The organism is Nocardioides dilutus (assembly GCF_054779555.1).
On the sequence record NZ_BAAGYA010000003.1, the window covers coordinates 839,487 to 858,059 of the forward strand.

The window sequence follows — 18,573 nt, forward strand, 5'->3', positions numbered from 1 at the left end:
CCTAGAGTCGCGACGCCTCCGCCAGCTTCCTCGGGTCGAGGACCGAGTCGGCCACCCCGTAGGCGACCGCCTCCTCGGCCGACAGCACGAGGTCGCGCTCGGTGTCCTCCCGGATCGTCGCGGCGTCCCGGCCGGTGTGCCGCGCCAGGATCCCCGCCATCTGAGCCCGAAGGCGGACGATCTCCTTGGCGTGCAGCGCGAGATCGGGCAGCGTGCCCTGGACCCCTCCCGATGGCTGGTGCAACACCACCCGCGAATGTGGCAGCACCGACCGCCGCCCCGGCTCACCCGCAGCCAGCAGCACCGCCGCCGATGAGCCGGCCTGGCCGACCGCCGTCGTGCCCACCGGTGAGCTGATGAACTGCAGGGTGTCGTAGATCGCCAGCATCGCGGTGACCGCGCCGCCCGGTGAGTTGAGGTAGAGGTCGATCGGGGAGGCCGGGCTCTCCGACTCCAGGTGCAGCAGCTGGGCGATCACGACGTTGGCGACCCCGTCGTCGATCTCGGTGCCGATGTAGACGATCCGGTCGGTGAGCAGCCGGCTGTAGATGTCGACCGCACGCTCACCGCGCAGGGTCTTCTCGACGACGCTCGGAATCGTGTAGCTGCTCATCGGGCGATCCCCACGCCGAACGTGGCACCGGCGAACCGCTGCGGTGTCACCGACTCGACGTCGGTCAGGACCTGGTCGACGAACCCGTAGCCCCGGGCCTCCTCGGCCGTGAACCACCGGTCCCGCCGGGCGTCCCGCTCGATCGTCTCGATGTCCTGGCCGGTGTGCTCGGAGATGAGGTGCATCAGCACGTTCTTGGTGTGCTCCAGGTTCTGGGCCTGGATCTCGATGTCGATCGCCGTGCCGCCGATCCCGGCCGAGCCCTGGTGCATCAGGATCCGGCTGTGCGGAAGGGCGAACCGCTTCCCCGGCGTACCACCCGAGAGAAGGAACTGGCCCATGCTCGCGGCGAGCCCCATCGCCAGCGTGGCCACGTCGTTGGGGATCAGCCGCATGGTGTCGTAGATGGCGAGGCCGGCCGAGACCGATCCGCCGGGCGAGTTGATGTAGAGCGCGATGTCGCGTCGCGGGTCCTCGGCGGAGAGCAGGAGCAGCTCGGCGCAGAGCTTGTTGGCGATCGCGTCGTCGACCTCCTGGCCGAGGACGAGGATGCGCTGGTGCAGGAGTCGGTCGGACGCGGACAGGCCGACCCGGTCGGACCCGGAGGTGAGTGAATGGCTCATGCTGCGAGCCTGCGGACCCCGGCGCCCGGCGGACAAGAGGATCCGCCCAGGGCAGTTCTGCCCTGGGCAGAGGAGCCGCTCAGGCTGGTGGGAGTCACCCCCGAACCTGGAGGTCGCCCCTCAGGGCAGCAGCAGCATCGAGTCGCCGAGCTCGTGCCACAGGTACGACGGAGCGCCTTCGGTGGCCAGGTCGGCGTACCCGCGTCCGACCAGAGCCGGTCCGGCCACCGACTCGAGCAGGTGCAGATGGCTGGCCTCGGGCTCGTGCAGCCCGGTGAGGAGCCCGTCGACGACCCGGGCGGGCCGCTCGGGACCGAGGACGAGGTCGGTCCAGCCCTCGCGGACACCGGTCGCCGCCACCGACTCCAGGGCCCGGACCACGGTGGTCCCCACCGCGATGACCCGTCCGCCCGTCAGCTTGGTGAGCTTGACGAGCCGGGCGGTGTGAGCCGGGACCGAGAACCACTCCGGCTGCGGCGGCTCGTGCGACTCCTGGCTGGCCACCCCGGTGTGCAGCAGCAGCGGCGCGACCAAGACCCCTGAGGCCATGAGCCTGACGAGCAGCTCTCGGGTCAGCGGCCGGCCGGCACTCGGCATCTCGGCGCTGCCGGGGCGGTCTGCGTAGACGTTCTGGAGGTCCTCGAGCCGGACCGGCCGCTCCAGATAGGGGTAGCGGATCGGGCGACCGTGCTCGCTGAGGTAATCCACGCGCCGCACCCGGGGCAGGCTGGTCGCCCGCCAGAGGCGGGTCTGCCCGGCCGGGTGCGGTGTGTCGATCCGCAGCCGGACACCGCCTGGGAGCCCGATCACTTCACGCGGCTGCGGCGTGCGATGTCCGTGGCCGTCCGACCGGCGCAGCTCGACGACCCAGGCGCCGTCGTCCAGCTCAGTGGAGACGTGCACGGCGCCGTACGCCGTGTCGACGGCCGCGGGCAGGGTCGCGCTGGTGTTGACCACGAGCAGGTCGCCGGGCGTGAGCCAGCGCGGCAGCTCCCGGGCCAGCGTGTGCTCGGTGCCCCCGGGGGTCACGACGGCGAGCCGGACCTCGTCGCGCGCCAGGCCGCGGGCCTCGGGAGTGAGGGTGGCGGACGCGACGCTCATGCAGGCACACCCAACGTCGACACCGAGAGCTCGCTCGCGCGGTAGCGGCCGCTGGGCAGGGTGCCCTCGACGAGCCGCAGCAGCGCAGGCACCACCGACTCAGGCTCCGGTCGGTCGGAGATGTCCTCGCCCGGGAAGGCGTCCTGGTGCATCTGCGTGCGCATGTCCCCCGGGTCGACGGCGTAGACCCGCAGCCGCGGTTCCTCGGCGGCCAGGACCCGCGAGGCGTGGTCGAGACCCGCCTTGGCCGAGCCGTAACCGCCCCACGTCTCGTAGGCCTCCACGGCCGCGTCGGAGGAGATGTTCAGGACGGTGCCGGCGTGCCGGCGCAGCTGCGGCAGCAGCCCCGCGGTCAGGGCCAGCGGGGCAACGAGGTTGACCTCCAGCAGCCGGAGGTACGTCGCCGGGTCGAGCTCCCCGAATGCCGGCAGCGGGCTGGCACCCAGCGTGCTCGCGTTGTTGACCAGCAGCCGGGCTCCGCCGAGCTCGGCCGCGACGTCGACGAGCTCGCGGCGGTGCGCCGGGTCGGCGACGTCGCCTGCGACCATCGGGTGGGGACCTCCGGGCAGCCCGGCGGTGGCCGTGGCGAGCCGGTCGCCGTGGCGGGCGTCCACGACCAGGGTCCAGCCGCGGGACGCAAGCCCGGTCGCGAGGGCGAGACCCAGTCCCTGGGAGGCCCCGGTGACGACAGCAACAGGTCGGTTCGAATCAGTCATGCAACCAGGATGGAACTTCAAGTTTGCTTGAGGTCAAGCCTCGATTCCGGCTGTCGCTCCCCTGGCCCTAGGCTTTCCGCGTGATCGAGCTCCGGACCCCTGCGCAGATCGAGCAGATGCGGCCCGCCGGGCGCTTCGTCGCCGAGGTCCTCACCGCCTTGACGGAAGCCGCCGACGTGGGCGTCAACCTGCTCGACCTCGATGCGCTCGCCCACAAGATGATCAAGGAGCGCGGCGCCGAGTCCTGCTACATCGACTACCACCCGTCGTTCGGCGCCTCGCCGTTCGGCAAGGTGCTCTGCACGTCTGTCAACGACGCGGTCCTGCACGGCCTCCCCCACGACTACGCGCTCCAGGACGGCGACCTGCTCTCCCTCGACTTCGCCTGCAGCGTCGACGGCTGGGTGTCGGACTCGGCCGTCAGTCTCGTGGTCGGCACGCCGCGCCAGGAGGACCTCGACCTCATCGACGTGGCCACCCGGGCACTGGCGGCGGGGATCGCGCAGGCCCGGGCGGGCAACCGGCTGGGGGACATCTCCTCGGCCATCGGCGAGACCGCCCGCGCAGCCGGTCTCGGCGTCAACCTGCAGTTCGGCGGGCACGGAGTGGGTCGCACCATGCACGGCGACCCCCACGTGCCCAACGACGGCCGTCCGGGCCGGGGTCTCAAGCTCAAGCCAGGTCTCGTGATCGCCATCGAGCCGTGGTTCCTGCACACCACCGACGAGATCTACACCGACGCCGACGGCTGGACGCTGCGCTCCGCCGACGGGTCCCGGGGCGCACACATGGAGCACACGGTGGCTATCACCAAGGACGGCCCGATCGTCCTCACCGCCCGCGACTGAACGAGAGACCAGCCCTCGTCCGTAATCGGAGCGGGCGAGCGGAGCGAGCGTGGCGCCCGAAGGGCGCGCGCCCCGCGATCGGCCGTCGCCCGCGATGGACGGCGCAGCTTCGCGCAGCGAAGCAAGCGGTCCGTCGCGGGTGCCGGCCGAAGCTCGCGGGGGTTATGAGTACGCGACCCTCATCTCCTTGATGCCGTTGACCCACCCGTGCCGCAGCCGGCGCGGCTCGTCCACCAGGTGGATGCCGGGCATGTGGTCGGCCAGCGCCTCGAAGATCAGCCGGATCTCTTGACGGGCCAGGTTGGCGCCGATGCAGTAGTGGGCGCCGTGCCCGCCGAAGGCGAGGTGCGGGTTGGGGTCACGCAGGATGTTGAAGGTGTGGGGGTCCTCGAAGACGTCCTCGTCGTAGTTGGCGCTGCCGTAGAACAGCCCGACCCGCTGGCCCTTCTTCACCAGGACGTCACCGACCATGGTGTCGTTGATGGCGGTGCGCTGGAACACGATGATCGGGCTCGCCCACCGGATGACCTCGTCGACCATGGTCGCCGGCCGCTCCTCGACCCACAGCTTCCACTGGTCGGGGTTGGTGAGAAAGGCGTGCATGCCGTGGGTGATCGCGTTGCGGGTCGTCTCGTTGCCCGCGACCGCGAGCATCATCACGAAGTAGCCGAACTCGTCGTCGTTGAGTCCGCGGCCGTCCTTGTCGGCGTTGATCAGCTTGGTGATGATGTCGTCCTGCGGGTGCCTGCGGCGTTCGTCGGCCATGCCCATCGCGTAGACGAGCAGCTCGGTGGCCGCCGCCTGCGGGTCGCCCTCGAAGTCGGGGTCCTCGCTGGCGAGCATCTGGTTGGACCAGTGGAACAGCTTCTTGCGGTCCTCCTGCGGTACGCCGATCAGGTCCGCGATCGCCTGCAGCGGCAGCTCGGCGGCGAGCTCCTCCACGAAGTCGCCCGAGCCCCGGGCCGCTGCCTCCTTGACGATCCGGTTGGCACGCTCGGTCATGACCTCCTCGAGGGCGCCGATCGCCCGCGGGGTGAAGCCACGGCTGATGATGTGACGCGTGCCCGTGTGCTCCGGAGGGTCCTGGTTGAGCAGGATCACCCGCTGCAGCTCGACGTCCTCACGCTGGATGTGGGGCCCGTAGCGGATGATCGCGCCGTTCTCGGCCGACGACCAGTTCTTGCTGTCCTTGGAGACGGCGGAGACGTCCGCGTGCTTGGTCACCGCCCAGTAGCCGGTGCCGGCCTCGGGGGCGATGCCCGCTCGTGACTCGGGCGGCTGCTCCACCCAGAACACCGGCGCGGTCTTCCGGAGCGCGGCGAAGTGCTCGTGCGGAATGGCTTCCCAGTTGACGTCGGGGTCGGTGAAGTCGAAGCCCTCGGGCAGGATGTCGGTCACTTTGCTCCTTGCAGAAGGGTTAGCGGTAGGCGACCTGCAGGTCCTTGACGCCGTTGATCCAGCCGTGACGGAGCCGGCGCGGCTCCCCCAGCTGCCGGATGTCCGGGGCGTGCTCGGCGAGGGCCTGGAAGATCAGGTTGACCTCGAGGCGGGCCAGGTTGGCGCCGATGCAGTAGTGCGCACCGTGCCCTCCGAAGGCCTGGTGCGGGTTGGGGTCGCGGGTGATGTCGAAGCGGAACGGGTCGGTGAAGACGTCCTCGTCGAAGTTCGCGCTCGCGTAGTAGAGACCCACCCGCTCGCCCTTCGCGATCGGCACCCCCCCGATCACCACGTCGTTGATGGCGGTGCGCTGGAAGACCGTGACCGGCGTGGCCCACCGGATGATCTCGTCGGCGGCGGTCGCCGGGCGCTCGCGCTTGTAGAGCTCCCACTGGTCGGGGTACTGGAAGAACGCGTGCATGCCGTGCGAGATGGCGTTGCGGGTGGTCTCGTTGCCGGCCACTGCGAGCAGGACCATGAAGAAGCCGAACTCGTCGTCAGTCAGCCCGCGCTCTTCACCCTCGTCGCCGGGCCCGGCCTCGGGCCCAGAGATCTGCGCAGTCACGAGCTTGGTGATGATGTCGTCCTGGGGGTTCTTGCGACGCTCGTCGGCCAGGGCCATGGAGTAGGCCAGGATCTCCATGAACGCGACCTCCTGGTCGCCCTCCACCTCGGGGTCGTCGTAGCTCATCATCTGGTTGGACCACTCGAAGAGCTTGCCGCGGTCCTCCTGCGGGACCCCCAGCAGGTTGGCGATCGCCTGGAGCGGCAGCTCGGCGGCGACGTCCTCGACGAAGTTGCCCTCGCCGCGCTCGACGGCCTGCTTCACGATCTCGTGCGAGCGTCGCTCGAGGTCGTCGTGGAGCTGGGCGATGGCGCGCGGCGTGAACGCGCGGGACACGATCTGGCGGAGCTTGGTGTGGTCCGGGGCGTCGTGGTTGATCAGCAGGAAGCGCGTCTGCTCCAGGCTCTCGCGATCCATGTCCGGGCCGAACCGGATGATCACGTTGTTGAGATAGGTCGAGAAGTTCGCCTGGTCCTTCGAGACCGCGGCGACATCGGCGTGCTTGGTGAGCGCCCAGTAGCCGGTGTGCTCCGGGAACCCGGCTCGCGCCTCCGTGACCTGCTCGATGAACGAGACCGGCGCCGTACGCCGCAGCGTCAGCAGCCCCTGGTGTGGGACAGCGGTCTGCATGACGTCCGGGTCGGTCGGGTCGAAGCCGGCCGGCAGCCCGGCAGCTGCGTCCACGGTTGGGTCCACGGTTGGGTCAACGGTGCTGGTCACGCAGATCTCTCCCTGGCTCTCGCGGGCACAACTGGAACACGTTCTAGTGCCCGAGGTTACATACTCGCGGTACGGAAGGGAAGGGCATCCTCTTGTCCGAAACAAGAACGTGTTCTAGTTTTCTCCCATGGGCACCCCAGTGATCGTCGATGCCGTCCGCACGCCCCTCGGCAAGCGGAAGGGCTGGCTCGCGGGAGTACATCCCGCCGTCCTGCTGGGTTTCGCCCAGTCCGAGGTCATCCGCCGCAGCGGGATCGACGCCGATCTGGTCGAGCAGGTCGTCGGCGGCTGCGTGACCCAGGCCGGCGAGCAGTCCAACGACATGGTCCGGCGCGCCTGGCTCCACGCGAAGCTGCCGCAACACACGGGTGCCACCGCCGTCGACGCCCAGTGCGGCTCCGGCCAGCAGTCGGCCCACCTGGTGCACGACATGGTCGCCGCCGGCACGATCGACGTCGGGATCGCGTGCGGCGTCGAGTCGATGTCGCGCATCCCCCTCGGCGGCAACGTCCCTCCCGGCCTGGGTGACCCGCGACCGGACGACTGGGACATCGACATGCCCAACCAGTTCGAGGCGGCCGACCGGATCGCCAGGAACCGCGGCTTCACGCGGGAGTTCATCGACGAGTTCGGCCTGGCCTCCCAGCAGAAGGCCCGGGTGGCCGTCGACGAAGGGCGCTTCAAGCGTGAGATCGCCCCGCTGACCGCGCCAGTCCTCGACGCCGAGGGCCAGCCCACCGGCGAGACCCGCACGGTCGACGCCGACCAGGGCCTGCGCGACACCACGCTCGAGGGGCTCGCCCAGCTCAAGGCGGTGCTGCCCGACGGCCTGCACACGGCCGGCACCTCCTCCCAGATCTCCGACGGCGCCTCCGCGGTCCTGATCATGGACGAGGGCAAGGCCCGCGCCCTGGGCCTGACCCCGCGGGCCCGGATCGTCAACCACTGCCTGGTCGGGTCGGACCCCTACTACCACCTCGACGGCCCGATCGACGCGACCCAGCGGATCCTCGACCGCACCGGCATGGCGATCTCGGACTTCGACCTGTTCGAGGTCAACGAGGCCTTCGCTTCCGTGGTCCTCTCCTGGGCCGCGGTCCACGGCGTCGACATGGACAAGGTCAACGTCAACGGGGGTGCGATCGCGCTCGGTCATCCGGTCGGCTCGACGGGCACCCGGCTCATCACCACCGCCCTGCACGAGCTCGAGCGGCGCGACGCCTCGACCGCGCTCATCTCGATGTGTGCGGGCGGCGCGATGGCCACCGGCACGGTCATCGAGCGGATCTGAGCCGGCGGTCCTCTACTCCGTCAGCGCCTCGGTCACCACGCGGGCCGCATCGGCGACCGTATAGGCGGCCGCGCCGTCCGCAGCCCCGGTGCCCAGCGTGCCGAGCCGCACGACGACGGTCCCGCTGCCGGGGTCGACGAGCACGACCTGGCCGCCGAAGCCCAACGCGGCGTACAGGTCCTCCGGGGCGCCGGGCACCAGCTGCCCGACCCCGGAGACACCTGGAGGCAGGCCCGGGTTGTCGTCATCGACAGGCTGGCGCTGGGGGCCCACCCGGTTGACCCACCAGAGCAGCCCGTAGGCCGCGTTGAGCTCCTGTGACGAGCGGCCGGTCGCGTCGTCCACCCAGGCGGCCGGCAGGAGCTGCTCGCCCTCCCACTCGCCGCGCTGCTCGAAAAGCTGCCCGAACCGCGCCAGGTCGGGGCACGTCGACTGCATCCCGAAGAACGCCTGCGTCGACCGCCCGCTCGCGTCCGGGGTCATCCGGGTGCTGGTCATGCCCAGCGGGGCGAACAGCCGCTCCTGGGCGTAGGCGTCAGTGGCGGTGCCGGTCGCGTTGCGGATGACCCGGTCGAGTGTCTGGATGGCCGCGTTGTTGTAGGCCCAGACCGTGCCCGGCGGGGCGGCCTGCTCGAGCCCCACGGCGTACGCCGTGCGGTCCCGCGCCTGCAGGAGCGCCTGGTAGTCGCTCTCGGGACTCCAGAACCGGCCGCTGTCGTTGCTCAGCAGGTTGCGGACCGTCACCCTCCGCGACGGCGTGCCCTGCCACTCCGGGATGTAGGTGGCGGCGCGGTCGGCCAGATCCAGGGCCCCGTCCGCCTGGGCCAGCCCGACCAGCGTGCTGGTGACCGACTTGGTGACCGAGAAGACCTCCTGCGGCTTGTCCGAGGCGCCGTCGTTCCAGTACCACTCCCCCGCCACGACCCCGTCGCGGGCGACGAGCAGGCAGGTCGAGCCGGCGTCCTTCGCGTCCTTTGCCAGCCGCTCCAGGACCTTGGCGTCGAAGCCGAGTGACGCGGGGTCGGCGGTCGGCAGTGGGCTGACGTCCGGGCTCGACGTGGCAGCGGTTGGCGACGCTTCGCTGGTCCTCGGCTCGCCGCTCGGGGATGCTTCCGGCTCCGAGTCGGCGTCCGAGCACCCGGCCAGCACCAGCACCACACAGAGCCATGCGACCGCCGTCCTCACGCCCCGAGCCTAGGTGCGGGCGTGTGGACAAGCTCTCGCCCGGTGGCGGTTCATCAAGGTATGTCGGGCTGACGACACTCCCCTGGCTGAGCTCGGCTGGGGAAGTGCGGGTCTGCCTACATCCCTTGATGAACCGCCGCCCGGCACTGTCGGCGGGCTTCCCTCAGGCGCCGTACACCGGCTCAGGGGTAGGCGCCTGGGCGAGTAGGTCACGCAGGGCGGGTCCAACCTCGGCCGCGGCCCAGCGGCGGCCGGCATCGCGCGCGGGGCCATGGGACCAGCCGTTCTCCACCGTGATCACCGACCCGTCGATCTCGATGACCCGGCCGGTCACGTCCCCGGCCTCCTCGGAGGCGAGCCAGGCGACCACCGGGGAGTTGTCCTCGGGGAGGGCCATCGCCGAGGTGTCGAACGCGCCCTCGGTCATCCTGGTCTTGGCGACCGGTGCGATCGCGTTGACCGTGACGCCGTAGCGACCCATCTCCTGGGCGGCGACGAGCGTCAGCCCGGCGATGCCGGCCTTGGCCGCGGAGTAGGTCGCCTGCCCGACCGAGCCCTGCAGCCCGGCGCCGGACGAGGTGTTGATGACCCGGGCCGCCCGCTGGCGCCCCTCCTTGGCCTCGGCCCGCCAATAGGCGCCGGCGTGCCGCAGCGGGGCGAAGTGGCCCTTGAGGTGCACACGGATGACTGCGTCCCACTCCTCCTCGGAGGTGTTGACGAGCATCCGGTCGCGCACGAAACCGGCGTTGTTGACCAGGATGTCCAGGCCTCCGAAGGTGTCGATCGCCTGCCGGACCATCGCCTCGGCCTGCGCGAAGTCCGCCACATCGGCACCGTTCGCCACGGCCCGGCCACCCGCCGCCTCGATCGCGGCGACGACCTCGTCGGCGGGCGACTCACCGGTTCCCTCACCGGCGAGGGAGACGCCGTAGTCGTTGACAACGACGGCCGCGCCGTGCGAGGCCAGCTCGAGGGCGTGCGCGCGGCCGATGCCGCGCCCCGCTCCGGTGACGATCGCGACGCGACCCTCCAACAGTCCAGACAAGGCTTCTCCTCAGGTGATGTGCAGGAAGACAGGAGGCTCGCCGCCGCCGTCGCAGGCGACGCGGGCCCCGGAGACGTACGACGCGAGGTCGCTGGCCAGGAAGACCGCGACGTTGCCCACCTCGTCCGGACGGGCCATTCGGCCCACCGGGATGGTCCGCTCGATCGCCGCGACTCGGGCGTCGTCCCCGTAGTGGTCGTCGGTCTGCTCGGTGCGGCACAGGCCGACGTCGATGGCGTTGACACGCACCTTCGGGCCCCACTCCATGGCCAGCGACCGGGTCAGCGCGTCGAGACCGGCCTTCGCGGCGCCGTACGCCGCGATGGTGGGCGCCGGGCGGTGCGCCGAGATCGAGGAGATGTTGACGATCGCGCCGCCGCGCTGCTCTCGCTGCATCACCGCGTTGGCGGCCTGCGAGACCAGCAGCGGGCTCAGCAGGTTGAGCCCCACGATCCGGTCGTGGAACCGGGGTGACGCGGTCGCGGCGGGGGCGCTCGGGGCACCACCGGCGTTGTTGACCAGTACGTCGAGCCTGCTGTGCGCCTCGACGATGTCCTCGACCATCACGCCGACCGCCTCCGGGTCCCGGACGTCGCAGACTACGTGCGTCGTTCCGGCGACGGGCTCGACGTCGGACCGCGAGCAGGTCACCACCGTCGCGCCGGCGGACAGGAAGGCGTCGGTGATCCCGCGACCGATGCCGCGGGTGCCACCGGTGACCAGCACGACACGGCCGGACAGGTCCAGGGCGAGTGCCATGCTGGTACCCTACCAAGCAAATGCTTGGTTTGTACGTGAGGAGTGCGGCGTGACGGTCACCAGTGAGTTGCGCCCCGACGGCATCCGGGTCGTCACCATGGCCGCTCCCCCGGTCAACGCCCTGACCGTCCAGGGCTGGTTCGACCTCGCGGCCGCGCTCGACGAGGCGTCCGCGGACCTGGACACGAAGGTCGTTGTGCTCCGCGCCGAGGGCAAGGGCTTCAACGCCGGCGTCGACATCAAGGAGATGCAGCACACCGAGGGCTTCGACGCCCTTCTCGGGGCCAACAGGGGCTGCTTCGCCGCGTTCAAGGCGGTCTACGAGTGCTCGGTTCCCGTCATCGCGGCCGTCAACGGGTTCTGCGTGGGCGGTGGGGTCGGCCTCGTCGGCAACGCGGACATCGTGGTGGCCAGCGACGACGCCTACTTCGGCGTCCCGGAGGTCAAGCAGGGCGCGCTCGGCGCCGCCACCCACATGGCCCGGCTGGTCCCGCAGCACCTGATGCGCACGCTCTACTTCACCGCCCGCACCATCAAGGCGGCCGACCTGGTACAGCACGGCTCGGTCTACGAGGTCGTCCCGCGGGCCGAGCTGGACGAGGCGGCACTGCGGCTCGCCGCCGACATCGCCGACAAGGACACCCGGGTGATCCGGGCCGCCAAGGAGGCGCTCAACGGGATCGACCCCATCGACGTCAACAAGAGCTACCGGTTCGAGCAGGGGTTCACCTTCGAGCTCAACCTGATGGGCGTCAGCGACGAGCTCCGCGATGGTTTCGCGGGCACCGACAAGGCCAATGACAGGGCCAAGAAGGGCAGCGAGTGAGCAGGAAGCCCCGCGACAAGCGGATGACCATCGAGGACGTCGTCGCCGAGCTCCGCGACGGCATGACGATCGGCATCGGCGGCTGGGGGCCCCGGCGCAAGCCGATGGCGCTGGTCCGCGCGATCCTCCGCTCCGATCTGAAGGACCTCACCCTGGTCAGCTGGGGTGGCGCCGACGTCGGCCTCCTCACCCGGGCCGGCAAGGTCAAGAAGCTCGTCTACGCGTTTGTGTCCCTCGACTCGATCCCACTGGAGCCGAACTTCCAGAAGGCCCGTCAGGAAGGCACGATCCCCGAGGTGGTCGAGCTCGACGAGGGCATGTTCCAGACCGGGCTGCGCGCCGCCGCGCAGCGGCTGCCGTTCCTCCCGATGCGCGCGGGGCTCGGCTCCGACGTGCTGGTCAACAACCCGTGGATCAGGACCGTCGAGAGCCCCTACGACGACGGTGAGGAGCTCGTCGCAGTCCCCGCACTCCAGTTGGACGTGGCGCTCGTGCATCTCAACCGCGCCGACATGCACGGCAACGCGACCTACCTCGGCCCGGACCCCTACTTCGACGACCTGTTCTGCATGGCCGCCGACAAGGCCTACGTCTCCGTCGAGCAGGTCGTGGACACCGCCGGCCTGACCGTCGACACCCCGGTCCAGCGGCTGCTGCTCAGCCGGATGATGGTGACCGGCGTGGTCGAGACCCCGAACGGCGCGCACTTCACCACGTGCACGCCCGACTACGAGCGGGACGAGAAGTTCCAGCGGGCGTACGCCGCCGCGGCCGGCGGCACCGACGAGGAGTGGGCCGCCTTCCAGCAGCGCTTCCTGTCCGGCGACGAGGCGGCCTACCAGGCCGCCGTCGCCGCCTTCACAGAAGAGGCGGCCCGATGAGCAGCGCACTCGACCAGGCGACCCGAGCCGATGTGTGCGCGGCCGCCATCGCCGACGCGTTCAAGGACGACGGCGAGATCTTCGCCAGCCCGATGGGCATGCTGCCGATGCTCGGAGTGCGGCTGGCCAAGCTCACCAGCAACCCCGACCTCGTCATCTCCGACGGCGAGTCGCTGTTCCTGGCCGGCGTCCCGCCGCTCTTTGCCAAGGCCGATGTCGTCGAAGGCTGGATCCCGTTCCGCAAGGTCTTCGACGTCGTCGCCTACGGCAAGCGACACGTGATGATGGGGGCGACCCAGGTCGACCGGCACGGCAACCAGAACATCTCGGCGATCGGCGACTTCGCCCACCCCAAGCGCCAGCTCCTCGGCTCCCGGGGAGCCCCGGGCAACACGGTCAACAACCGGACGTCCTACTGGGTGCCCAAGCACTCGCCCCGGGTGTTCGTCGAGGCCGTCGACGTCGTCTCGGGGGTCGGCCCCGCCCGCGCCAAGGCCGCCGGGCCCGGCGCCTCGCGCTACAACGACATCCACCGGATCGTGTCCAACCTCGGTGTCTTCGACGTCCGCGGGCCCGAGGACACGGTGCGGCTGCTCTCGGTGCACCCCGGTGTCACTGTCGACGAGGTCCGCGACAACACCGGCTTCGAGCTCCACATCCCCGCCGAGGTTCCGGCCACCCGGGAGCCGACGATGGAGGAGCTGATCATGATCCGCGAGGTGCTCGACCCCAAGGGCCTGCGCTTCAAGGAGGTTCCGGAGTGATCGACCAGCTGATCAGGACCCCGCTGACCGACCTCACCGGGGTCCGCCACCCGGTCGTGCAGACCGGCATGGGCTGGGTGTCCGGTCCTCGGCTGGTGAGCGGCACCGCCAACGCGGGCGGGCTGGGCATCCTGGCCAGCGCCACGATGACCTTCGAGGAGCTCGAGCGGGCGATCCTCGAGGTCAAGCGCCGCACCGACCAGCCGTTCGGGGTCAACCTCCGCGCGGACGCGGCCGACGCCGCCGACCGCTGCGACCTGCTCATCAGGCACGGCGTCAAGGTGGCGTCGTTCGCCCTCGCGCCCAAGCAGGAGCTCATCGAGAGGCTCAAGGACCACGGCATCGTGGTGATGCCGTCGATCGGTGCCGCCAAGCACGCGGTCAAGGTTGCGGGCTGGGGTGCCGACGCGGTGATGATCCAGGGCGGCGAGGGCGGCGGTCACACCGGCTCTGTGCCCACCACCCTGCTCCTGCCGACGGTGCTCGATGCCCTTCGGCACGTCGGCAGCGACATCCCGGTCGTCGCCGCCGGCGGGTTCTTCGACGGCCGCGGTCTCGCCGCAGCGCTGTCGTACGGCGCCGCGGGTGTCGGCATGGGCACCCGCTTCCTGCTGACCCAGGACAGCGCGGTGCCCGACGCGGTCAAGCGCCTCTACCTCGACACCGATCTCAACGGCACCGTGGTCACCGCCAAGGTCGACGGCATGCCGCACCGGATGCTGCGCACCGACCTCGTCGAGTCTCTGGAGGAGACCTCCACCGTCCGTCGACTGGGACCGACGATGCGGCGCACGCTGGAGTTCAAGAAGGACTCCGGGATGTCCTGGGCGCAGCTGCTCAAGGACGGCCGGGCGATGAAGAAGGCCCAGGGCCGCACCCTCGGCCAGATGGCACTCGCCGCCAACACCCCGACCATGCTCAGGTCCGGCCTCGTCGAAGGGGACACCCGAGCCGGCGTGCTCGCCTCGGGCCAGGTAGTCGGCGTGATCGACGACCTGCCGACGTGCGAGGAGCTCATCGACCGGATCGTCGTGGGTGCCGTCGACGAGCTGCGCCGGGCGTCGTCCTACGTCCGCTGACCGTCCGCTGACCGACGCGTGGCCCCGGAGCCGGCGGCGTGGCAATAGCTCAACCGGGTGGTTGTGGACACGTCCCCACGCTGCCAACCTGAACGGTCCCGCCCGCTACAGAAAGGCTTCTACCATGCCCTCAGCCCTCAAGAGGCTGCACTCGGCCACGGGAAGCGTGGCACTCGTCATCGCCCTGCTCGCCCTGGTCGCGTCCGCTGCCGGCGTCGGCTACGCCGCCGGTCAGATCGGCACCAACGACATCAAGAACAACGCCGTGACCACGCCGAAGATCAAGAACAACGCCGTCAAGACCAAGAAGATCAAGAACAACGCGGTCACGGCGAAGAAGATCAAGAACGGCACGATCACGGCTGCCGACATGGTCGCCAACGAGGCCCAGAAGGCCGCCACCCTGCTCAACGGTGGCGAGGGTGACTGCGTCTACCAGAGCGCTACCGTCCTGCTCCCGGGCATCGACGGCGTGACCTACCGCAAGGACCGGTTCGGCGAGGTTCACCTGACAGGCGTGGTGGTCGGCACGGACGGTCCTGGTGGTGACGGTGTCTGCAACTACTCCGACCCGGGACAGATCTCGGATGCCATCGCGTTCATCCTGCCTGCGGGCTACATCCCGGCGAAGACGCACATCGCCAACAGCGCCGGCGGCGACCTGCTGCTCATCGTCGGAGCCCAGGGCTTCGTGACTCCCGGCGGCGTGCTGCCTCCGGGCGCGGTCGCCGACAACTCCCCCAGCACGGGTGGCAACACCCTGGTCCTCAACGGCATCAGCTTCGAGCCAGCAGGCTCCAACGTCGTCATCCCCAAGATGAAGGCGTCCGGGCGGGCGGTCGGTGACCTGCTCGGACTGGGCAGCTAGGGACAAGCAGCCGAGAGCTCGTCGACCGCACCTCTCCGGTGCGGTCGACGAGATCTTGGTGCGCAGCGACTCCTATGTGCTCCTGACCACCTACGCGAAGAACTCTCGCAGGTCGCTGGCGACGGCGTCGGGGTTCTCCATGGCGGCGAAGTGGCCCCCACGGTCGTGCTCGGTCCAGTGCACGATGTTCTTGTTGTCGCGCTCGGCCAGCGGACGGATGGTCTGGAAGTCGTCCTTGAAGACCGCGACGCCGATCCGGCCCTGGCTGACCACGGTCTCGCGAGCCGGGTGCTGCTCGGCGTAGTGGTAGCGGACCGCACCGGCGGAGGTGTTGGTCAGCCAGTACAGGGAGACCTGGGCAAGCACCTGCTCGGGCGAGACCAAGCTGGTGCCGTTGCCGAAGTTCTCGAACAGCTCGTTGTAGGCCAGCTGCCCGACCGGCGAGTCCGAAAGCGCCGCCGCGATCGTCTGCGGCCGAGTGCCGTTCATCTGGTTGTAGCCGCCGACGGACTGGAACCAGCCCATGAACTCCAGAGCGGCGTACTCCTTCGGGCCGAAGGCCTCGAACTCGGCGGGGTCGCCCGACGGGAACGAGAACAGCTGGAGGACGTGAGCGCCCAGGAAGCCTTCGGGGTTCAGCACCGCAAGCTCCCGGCCGACCATCGCGCCGCCGTCGCTGCCGTGGGCGCCGTACGACTCGTAGCCGAGCCGGCGCATCAACGTGTCGTACGTGCGTGCTACCCGGTCCATGGTCCAGCCGCCGTCGACCACCGGGGTCGAGAACGCGAAGCCGGGCATCGACGGGATCACGAGGTGGAAGTCGTCGGTGAGGAGCGGCACGACGTCGAGGAACTCGGCGAACGACCCGGGGTAGGTGTGCAGGAGCAGGAGCGGGGTCGCGTCCTCGCGGGCCGAGCGGACGTGGACGAAGTGGATGGTCTGGCCGTCGACCTCGGTGGTGAAGTTGGGGACCGCGTTGATCCGGGCCTCCTCGGCCCGCCAGTCGAAGGCCTTCCAGCGCTCGACCATGTCGGCGAGGTAGGACGTCGGCGTGCCGTAGTCCCAGGAGTCGCCGGGGGCGGGCTGCGGGAGGCGGGTGTTGGCCAGACGGGCCTGCAGGTCCTCGAGGGCGTCCTCGGGGATCGTGACGGTGAAGGGGCGGATCTCGGACTGGGACTGCTGGGTGGTGGTCATGGGGCTACGCTAGAAATCTATGCGGAACGTTTCGTTCCTAAATATCCACCAGTCTCGAGGAATCTACCCAGGAGGTTCCGATGGCGGACACCGCGGCCAGGATGCTGGCCCTGCTCGGCCTGCTGCAGGCCCGCGCCGACTGGTCAGGAGCGCAGCTCGCGCAGCAGCTCGGCGTCACGGACCGGACGGTGCGCAACGACATCGACCGGCTGCGCGGCCTGGGCTACCCGGTCGACGCCGTCCGGGGTCGCGGCGGGCGCTACCGGCTCGGCGCCGGCACCAAGCTGCCACCGTTGCTGCTCGAGGACGACGAGGCCGTCGCCGTAGCGGTGGGGCTACGAGCCGGGCTGGCCGTCCAGGGCATCGAGGAGACGAGCGCCCGCGCCCTGGCCAAGCTCGAGCACGTCCTGCCGGCGCGGGTCCGTCGTCGCGTCAACGCGCTGCGCTCGGCCGTCACAGCCGGGCCGGAGAACACCGGCTCCAACGTCGAGGACCCGGTGGTCGACCCGGAGCTGATCGCCGAGGTGGCGGCAGCCGTCCACGACAAGGTGGAGATCCGCTTCGACTACGGAGACTTCGACGCCGCGCCCCACTCCACCACTCGTCTCCAGGTGGAGCCCTACCGGCTGGTCAGCTGGCAACGGCGCTGGTTCGTGGTCTGTCGGGACCCACGCACCGACACGTGGGCGCCCTACCGCCTGGACTGGATGCGGCTGCGCACGCCCGGCGGGCGCCGGTTCGCCGCCCGCCCGCTGCCAGGAGGTGACTACACGGCGTTCGTGCTCCGCGAGGTCGCGTTCTCCGGTTGGCAGGTGCATGCGCGCATCGCCGTGGACGCCCCGGCCGAGGCCGTGCTGGCCAGGATCAACCCCACGGTGGGTGTCGTCGAGACCATCGACGACGGCCACTGCGTCCTGGTCACCGGAGCCGACAGCGTCGAGATGATCGCGGTCTACATCGGCATGCTCGGCCTCGACTTCCACGTGACCGACCCGCCCGAGCTGGTCGAGCAGGTGCGGCAGGTCGGCGAGAGATACCGCCGAGCGACGCCGGCGTGAAGGCCTAGTGTCCTGCGAGCGACCGCTGGTACTCGACCTCCCGGCCCATCACCCGGTAGCCGAGGAGCTCGTTGACGCCGATCATGTGCGCGTTGGACTCGGCGTTCCAGGTGTCGATCGATGCGATCTGCGGCTCGGCCTCATGGAGCCACAGGTTCATCTCCGCCTTGAGCAGCAGGCCGAGGCGATGGCCCCGGTGGCTGCCGACGACCGACGTGTCGTGCTGCTCGGCGAGCTCGGGCCGCTCGCTGTCGACGGCGACCACGGTGTGGCCGGCGAGCACACCCGTCGCCCGGTGCCGGGCGAGCACCCGGTAGAGGCGGTGACCGCGTGCCTCCATGGCGTCCTCGTAGGCACGGATCCGCTCGGGCGGGAAGACCTCGTCCTCGATGTCGAGGTCGTCGGTCGGTGCGTCGTTGATCGCGGCCGTCATCTCGGCGACCGCGGCGAGCTCGTCGTCGGGAGTGGCGCCGGCCCGGCGGACCAGCTCGTAGTCCCGGGCGATCGCCAGCGCCTCGTTATAGCACTCCCGGAGCTTCTCGATGTCGACCTCGGCCAGCATCTGGCGCCGGTTGATGGCGGCGCTCTTGGGCTCGAACCCGTGCCGGGCCGCGAATGCGCTCGCCGGCTCCGAGTCCCAGGCGTCCACGCCGAAGGACGTGCGCCCACGCGACCGGCCCTCGGCGACGACGGCCTCCAGCATCTGGCTGCCGAGACCACGCCGCCGGTGGCCGGGGTGGACCTTGCTCCCGACCCACGCCAGGTGGAGGTTGTCGTAGTCGCTGGTGGCCAGCGAGCCGAAGGCGACCGCCGTCCCGTCCTCGACGCCGAGGAAGGGGATGTCGGGCTCACCGTCCCAGCCGTGGCGGAAGGCACCCACCGCCTGGCGGACGGTCATCGGGTGGACCCAGGGGGCGTCGACAGCCTGGACCGCGTTGCGGAGCTCGACGTACGCCGCGACGTCCTCGGCGTCGTCGGGCCCGAACTGCCTGATGTCCAT

At 70.3% G+C, this 18,573-nt stretch carries 19 protein-coding genes; 8 read left to right on the forward strand and 11 right to left on the reverse strand.

The window, feature by feature from the left end:
- Position 1: 1 nt before the first annotated feature.
- The 4 genes from ACYVC6_RS19765 to ACYVC6_RS19780 all read right to left on the reverse strand — a co-directional run bounded on the left by ACYVC6_RS19765 (position 2) and on the right by ACYVC6_RS19780 (position 3,053).
- On the reverse strand, positions 2-613 hold the full coding sequence (locus ACYVC6_RS19765) for a ClpP family protease (protein WP_460716180.1): 612 nt from the start codon (positions 611-613) through the stop codon (positions 2-4).
- On the reverse strand, positions 610-1,236 hold the full coding sequence (locus ACYVC6_RS19770; protein WP_460716181.1) for an ATP-dependent Clp protease proteolytic subunit: 627 nt from the start codon (positions 1,234-1,236) through the stop codon (positions 610-612). The genes ACYVC6_RS19765 and ACYVC6_RS19770 overlap by 4 nt, the downstream gene beginning before the upstream one ends.
- A gap of 120 nt (positions 1,237-1,356) precedes the next feature.
- Complete coding sequence (locus ACYVC6_RS19775) at positions 1,357-2,337, reverse strand: S-adenosylmethionine:tRNA ribosyltransferase-isomerase (protein ID WP_460716182.1); 981 nt, start codon at positions 2,335-2,337, stop codon at positions 1,357-1,359.
- Positions 2,334-3,053 carry an SDR family NAD(P)-dependent oxidoreductase gene (locus ACYVC6_RS19780; RefSeq protein ID WP_460716183.1) on the reverse strand — a complete coding sequence of 240 codons (720 nt, stop codon included), beginning with the start codon at positions 3,051-3,053 and terminating at the stop codon, positions 2,334-2,336. Before ACYVC6_RS19780 ends, ACYVC6_RS19775 begins: the two co-directional genes overlap by 4 nt.
- 80 nt (positions 3,054-3,133) lie before the next feature.
- Here ACYVC6_RS19780 and map point away from each other — a divergent pair, with 80 nt between their 5' ends.
- Entirely contained in the window at positions 3,134-3,901 is a 768-nt protein-coding gene (gene map, locus ACYVC6_RS19785; protein ID WP_460716184.1) for a type I methionyl aminopeptidase, read from the forward strand.
- Positions 3,902-4,063: 162 nt separating this feature from the next.
- Here the strand turns inward: map and ACYVC6_RS19790 are convergent, their stop codons facing one another.
- Together ACYVC6_RS19790 and ACYVC6_RS19795 are read right to left on the reverse strand one after the other, a co-directional pair.
- On the reverse strand, positions 4,064-5,299 hold the full coding sequence (locus ACYVC6_RS19790) for a cytochrome P450 (protein ID WP_460716185.1): 1,236 nt from the start codon (positions 5,297-5,299) through the stop codon (positions 4,064-4,066).
- A 19-nt stretch (positions 5,300-5,318) separates the two neighbouring features.
- Positions 5,319-6,587: a cytochrome P450 gene (locus ACYVC6_RS19795; RefSeq protein WP_460716186.1), complete on the reverse strand. Its 1,269-nt coding sequence runs from the start codon at positions 6,585-6,587 to the stop codon at positions 5,319-5,321.
- A 163-nt stretch (positions 6,588-6,750) separates the two neighbouring features.
- Here ACYVC6_RS19795 and ACYVC6_RS19800 point away from each other — a divergent pair, with 163 nt between their 5' ends.
- On the forward strand, positions 6,751-7,914 hold the full coding sequence (locus tag ACYVC6_RS19800; RefSeq protein WP_460716187.1) for a steroid 3-ketoacyl-CoA thiolase: 1,164 nt from the start codon (positions 6,751-6,753) through the stop codon (positions 7,912-7,914).
- A gap of 12 nt (positions 7,915-7,926) precedes the next feature.
- Here ACYVC6_RS19800 and ACYVC6_RS19805 read toward each other — a convergent pair whose 3' ends face one another.
- From ACYVC6_RS19805 to ACYVC6_RS19815, 3 genes are all read right to left on the reverse strand, one after another.
- Positions 7,927-9,099, reverse strand: coding sequence for a serine hydrolase domain-containing protein (locus tag ACYVC6_RS19805; protein ID WP_460716188.1), 1,173 nt, complete (start codon positions 9,097-9,099; stop codon positions 7,927-7,929).
- A 163-nt stretch (positions 9,100-9,262) separates the two neighbouring features.
- Entirely contained in the window at positions 9,263-10,144 is an 882-nt protein-coding gene (locus ACYVC6_RS19810; RefSeq protein ID WP_460716189.1) for an SDR family oxidoreductase, read from the reverse strand.
- A gap of 9 nt (positions 10,145-10,153) precedes the next feature.
- Positions 10,154-10,903: an SDR family oxidoreductase gene (locus tag ACYVC6_RS19815; RefSeq protein WP_460716190.1), complete on the reverse strand. Its 750-nt coding sequence runs from the start codon at positions 10,901-10,903 to the stop codon at positions 10,154-10,156.
- 49 nt (positions 10,904-10,952) lie between these two features.
- Here ACYVC6_RS19815 and ACYVC6_RS19820 point away from each other — a divergent pair, with 49 nt between their 5' ends.
- The 5 genes from ACYVC6_RS19820 to ACYVC6_RS19840 all read left to right on the forward strand — a co-directional run bounded on the left by ACYVC6_RS19820 (position 10,953) and on the right by ACYVC6_RS19840 (position 15,321).
- On the forward strand, positions 10,953-11,729 hold the full coding sequence (locus ACYVC6_RS19820; protein WP_460716191.1) for an enoyl-CoA hydratase family protein: 777 nt from the start codon (positions 10,953-10,955) through the stop codon (positions 11,727-11,729).
- Positions 11,726-12,610, forward strand: coding sequence for a CoA transferase subunit A (locus ACYVC6_RS19825; protein ID WP_460716192.1), 885 nt, complete (start codon positions 11,726-11,728; stop codon positions 12,608-12,610). The genes ACYVC6_RS19820 and ACYVC6_RS19825 overlap by 4 nt, the downstream gene beginning before the upstream one ends.
- Positions 12,607-13,374: a CoA-transferase subunit beta gene (locus ACYVC6_RS19830; protein ID WP_460716193.1), complete on the forward strand. Its 768-nt coding sequence runs from the start codon at positions 12,607-12,609 to the stop codon at positions 13,372-13,374. The genes ACYVC6_RS19825 and ACYVC6_RS19830 overlap by 4 nt, the downstream gene beginning before the upstream one ends.
- Positions 13,371-14,453 carry an NAD(P)H-dependent flavin oxidoreductase gene (locus ACYVC6_RS19835; protein WP_460716194.1) on the forward strand — a complete coding sequence of 361 codons (1,083 nt, stop codon included), beginning with the start codon at positions 13,371-13,373 and terminating at the stop codon, positions 14,451-14,453. Before ACYVC6_RS19830 ends, ACYVC6_RS19835 begins: the two co-directional genes overlap by 4 nt.
- 124 nt (positions 14,454-14,577) lie before the next feature.
- Entirely contained in the window at positions 14,578-15,321 is a 744-nt protein-coding gene (locus tag ACYVC6_RS19840; protein WP_460716195.1) for a hypothetical protein, read from the forward strand.
- Positions 15,322-15,411: 90 nt separating this feature from the next.
- Here ACYVC6_RS19840 and ACYVC6_RS19845 read toward each other — a convergent pair whose 3' ends face one another.
- Positions 15,412-16,515 carry an epoxide hydrolase family protein gene (locus ACYVC6_RS19845; RefSeq protein WP_460716196.1) on the reverse strand — a complete coding sequence of 368 codons (1,104 nt, stop codon included), beginning with the start codon at positions 16,513-16,515 and terminating at the stop codon, positions 15,412-15,414.
- A gap of 80 nt (positions 16,516-16,595) precedes the next feature.
- Between ACYVC6_RS19845 and ACYVC6_RS19850 the strand changes: the two genes are divergently transcribed.
- Positions 16,596-17,573: a helix-turn-helix transcriptional regulator gene (locus tag ACYVC6_RS19850; protein ID WP_460716197.1), complete on the forward strand. Its 978-nt coding sequence runs from the start codon at positions 16,596-16,598 to the stop codon at positions 17,571-17,573.
- Positions 17,574-17,577: 4 nt separating this feature from the next.
- On the opposite strand, the gene ACYVC6_RS19855 is transcribed toward ACYVC6_RS19850, so the two are convergent.
- Positions 17,578-18,573 (reverse strand): GNAT family N-acetyltransferase, encoded by a 996-nt coding sequence (locus ACYVC6_RS19855; RefSeq protein ID WP_460716198.1) that lies wholly within the window; start codon positions 18,571-18,573, stop codon positions 17,578-17,580.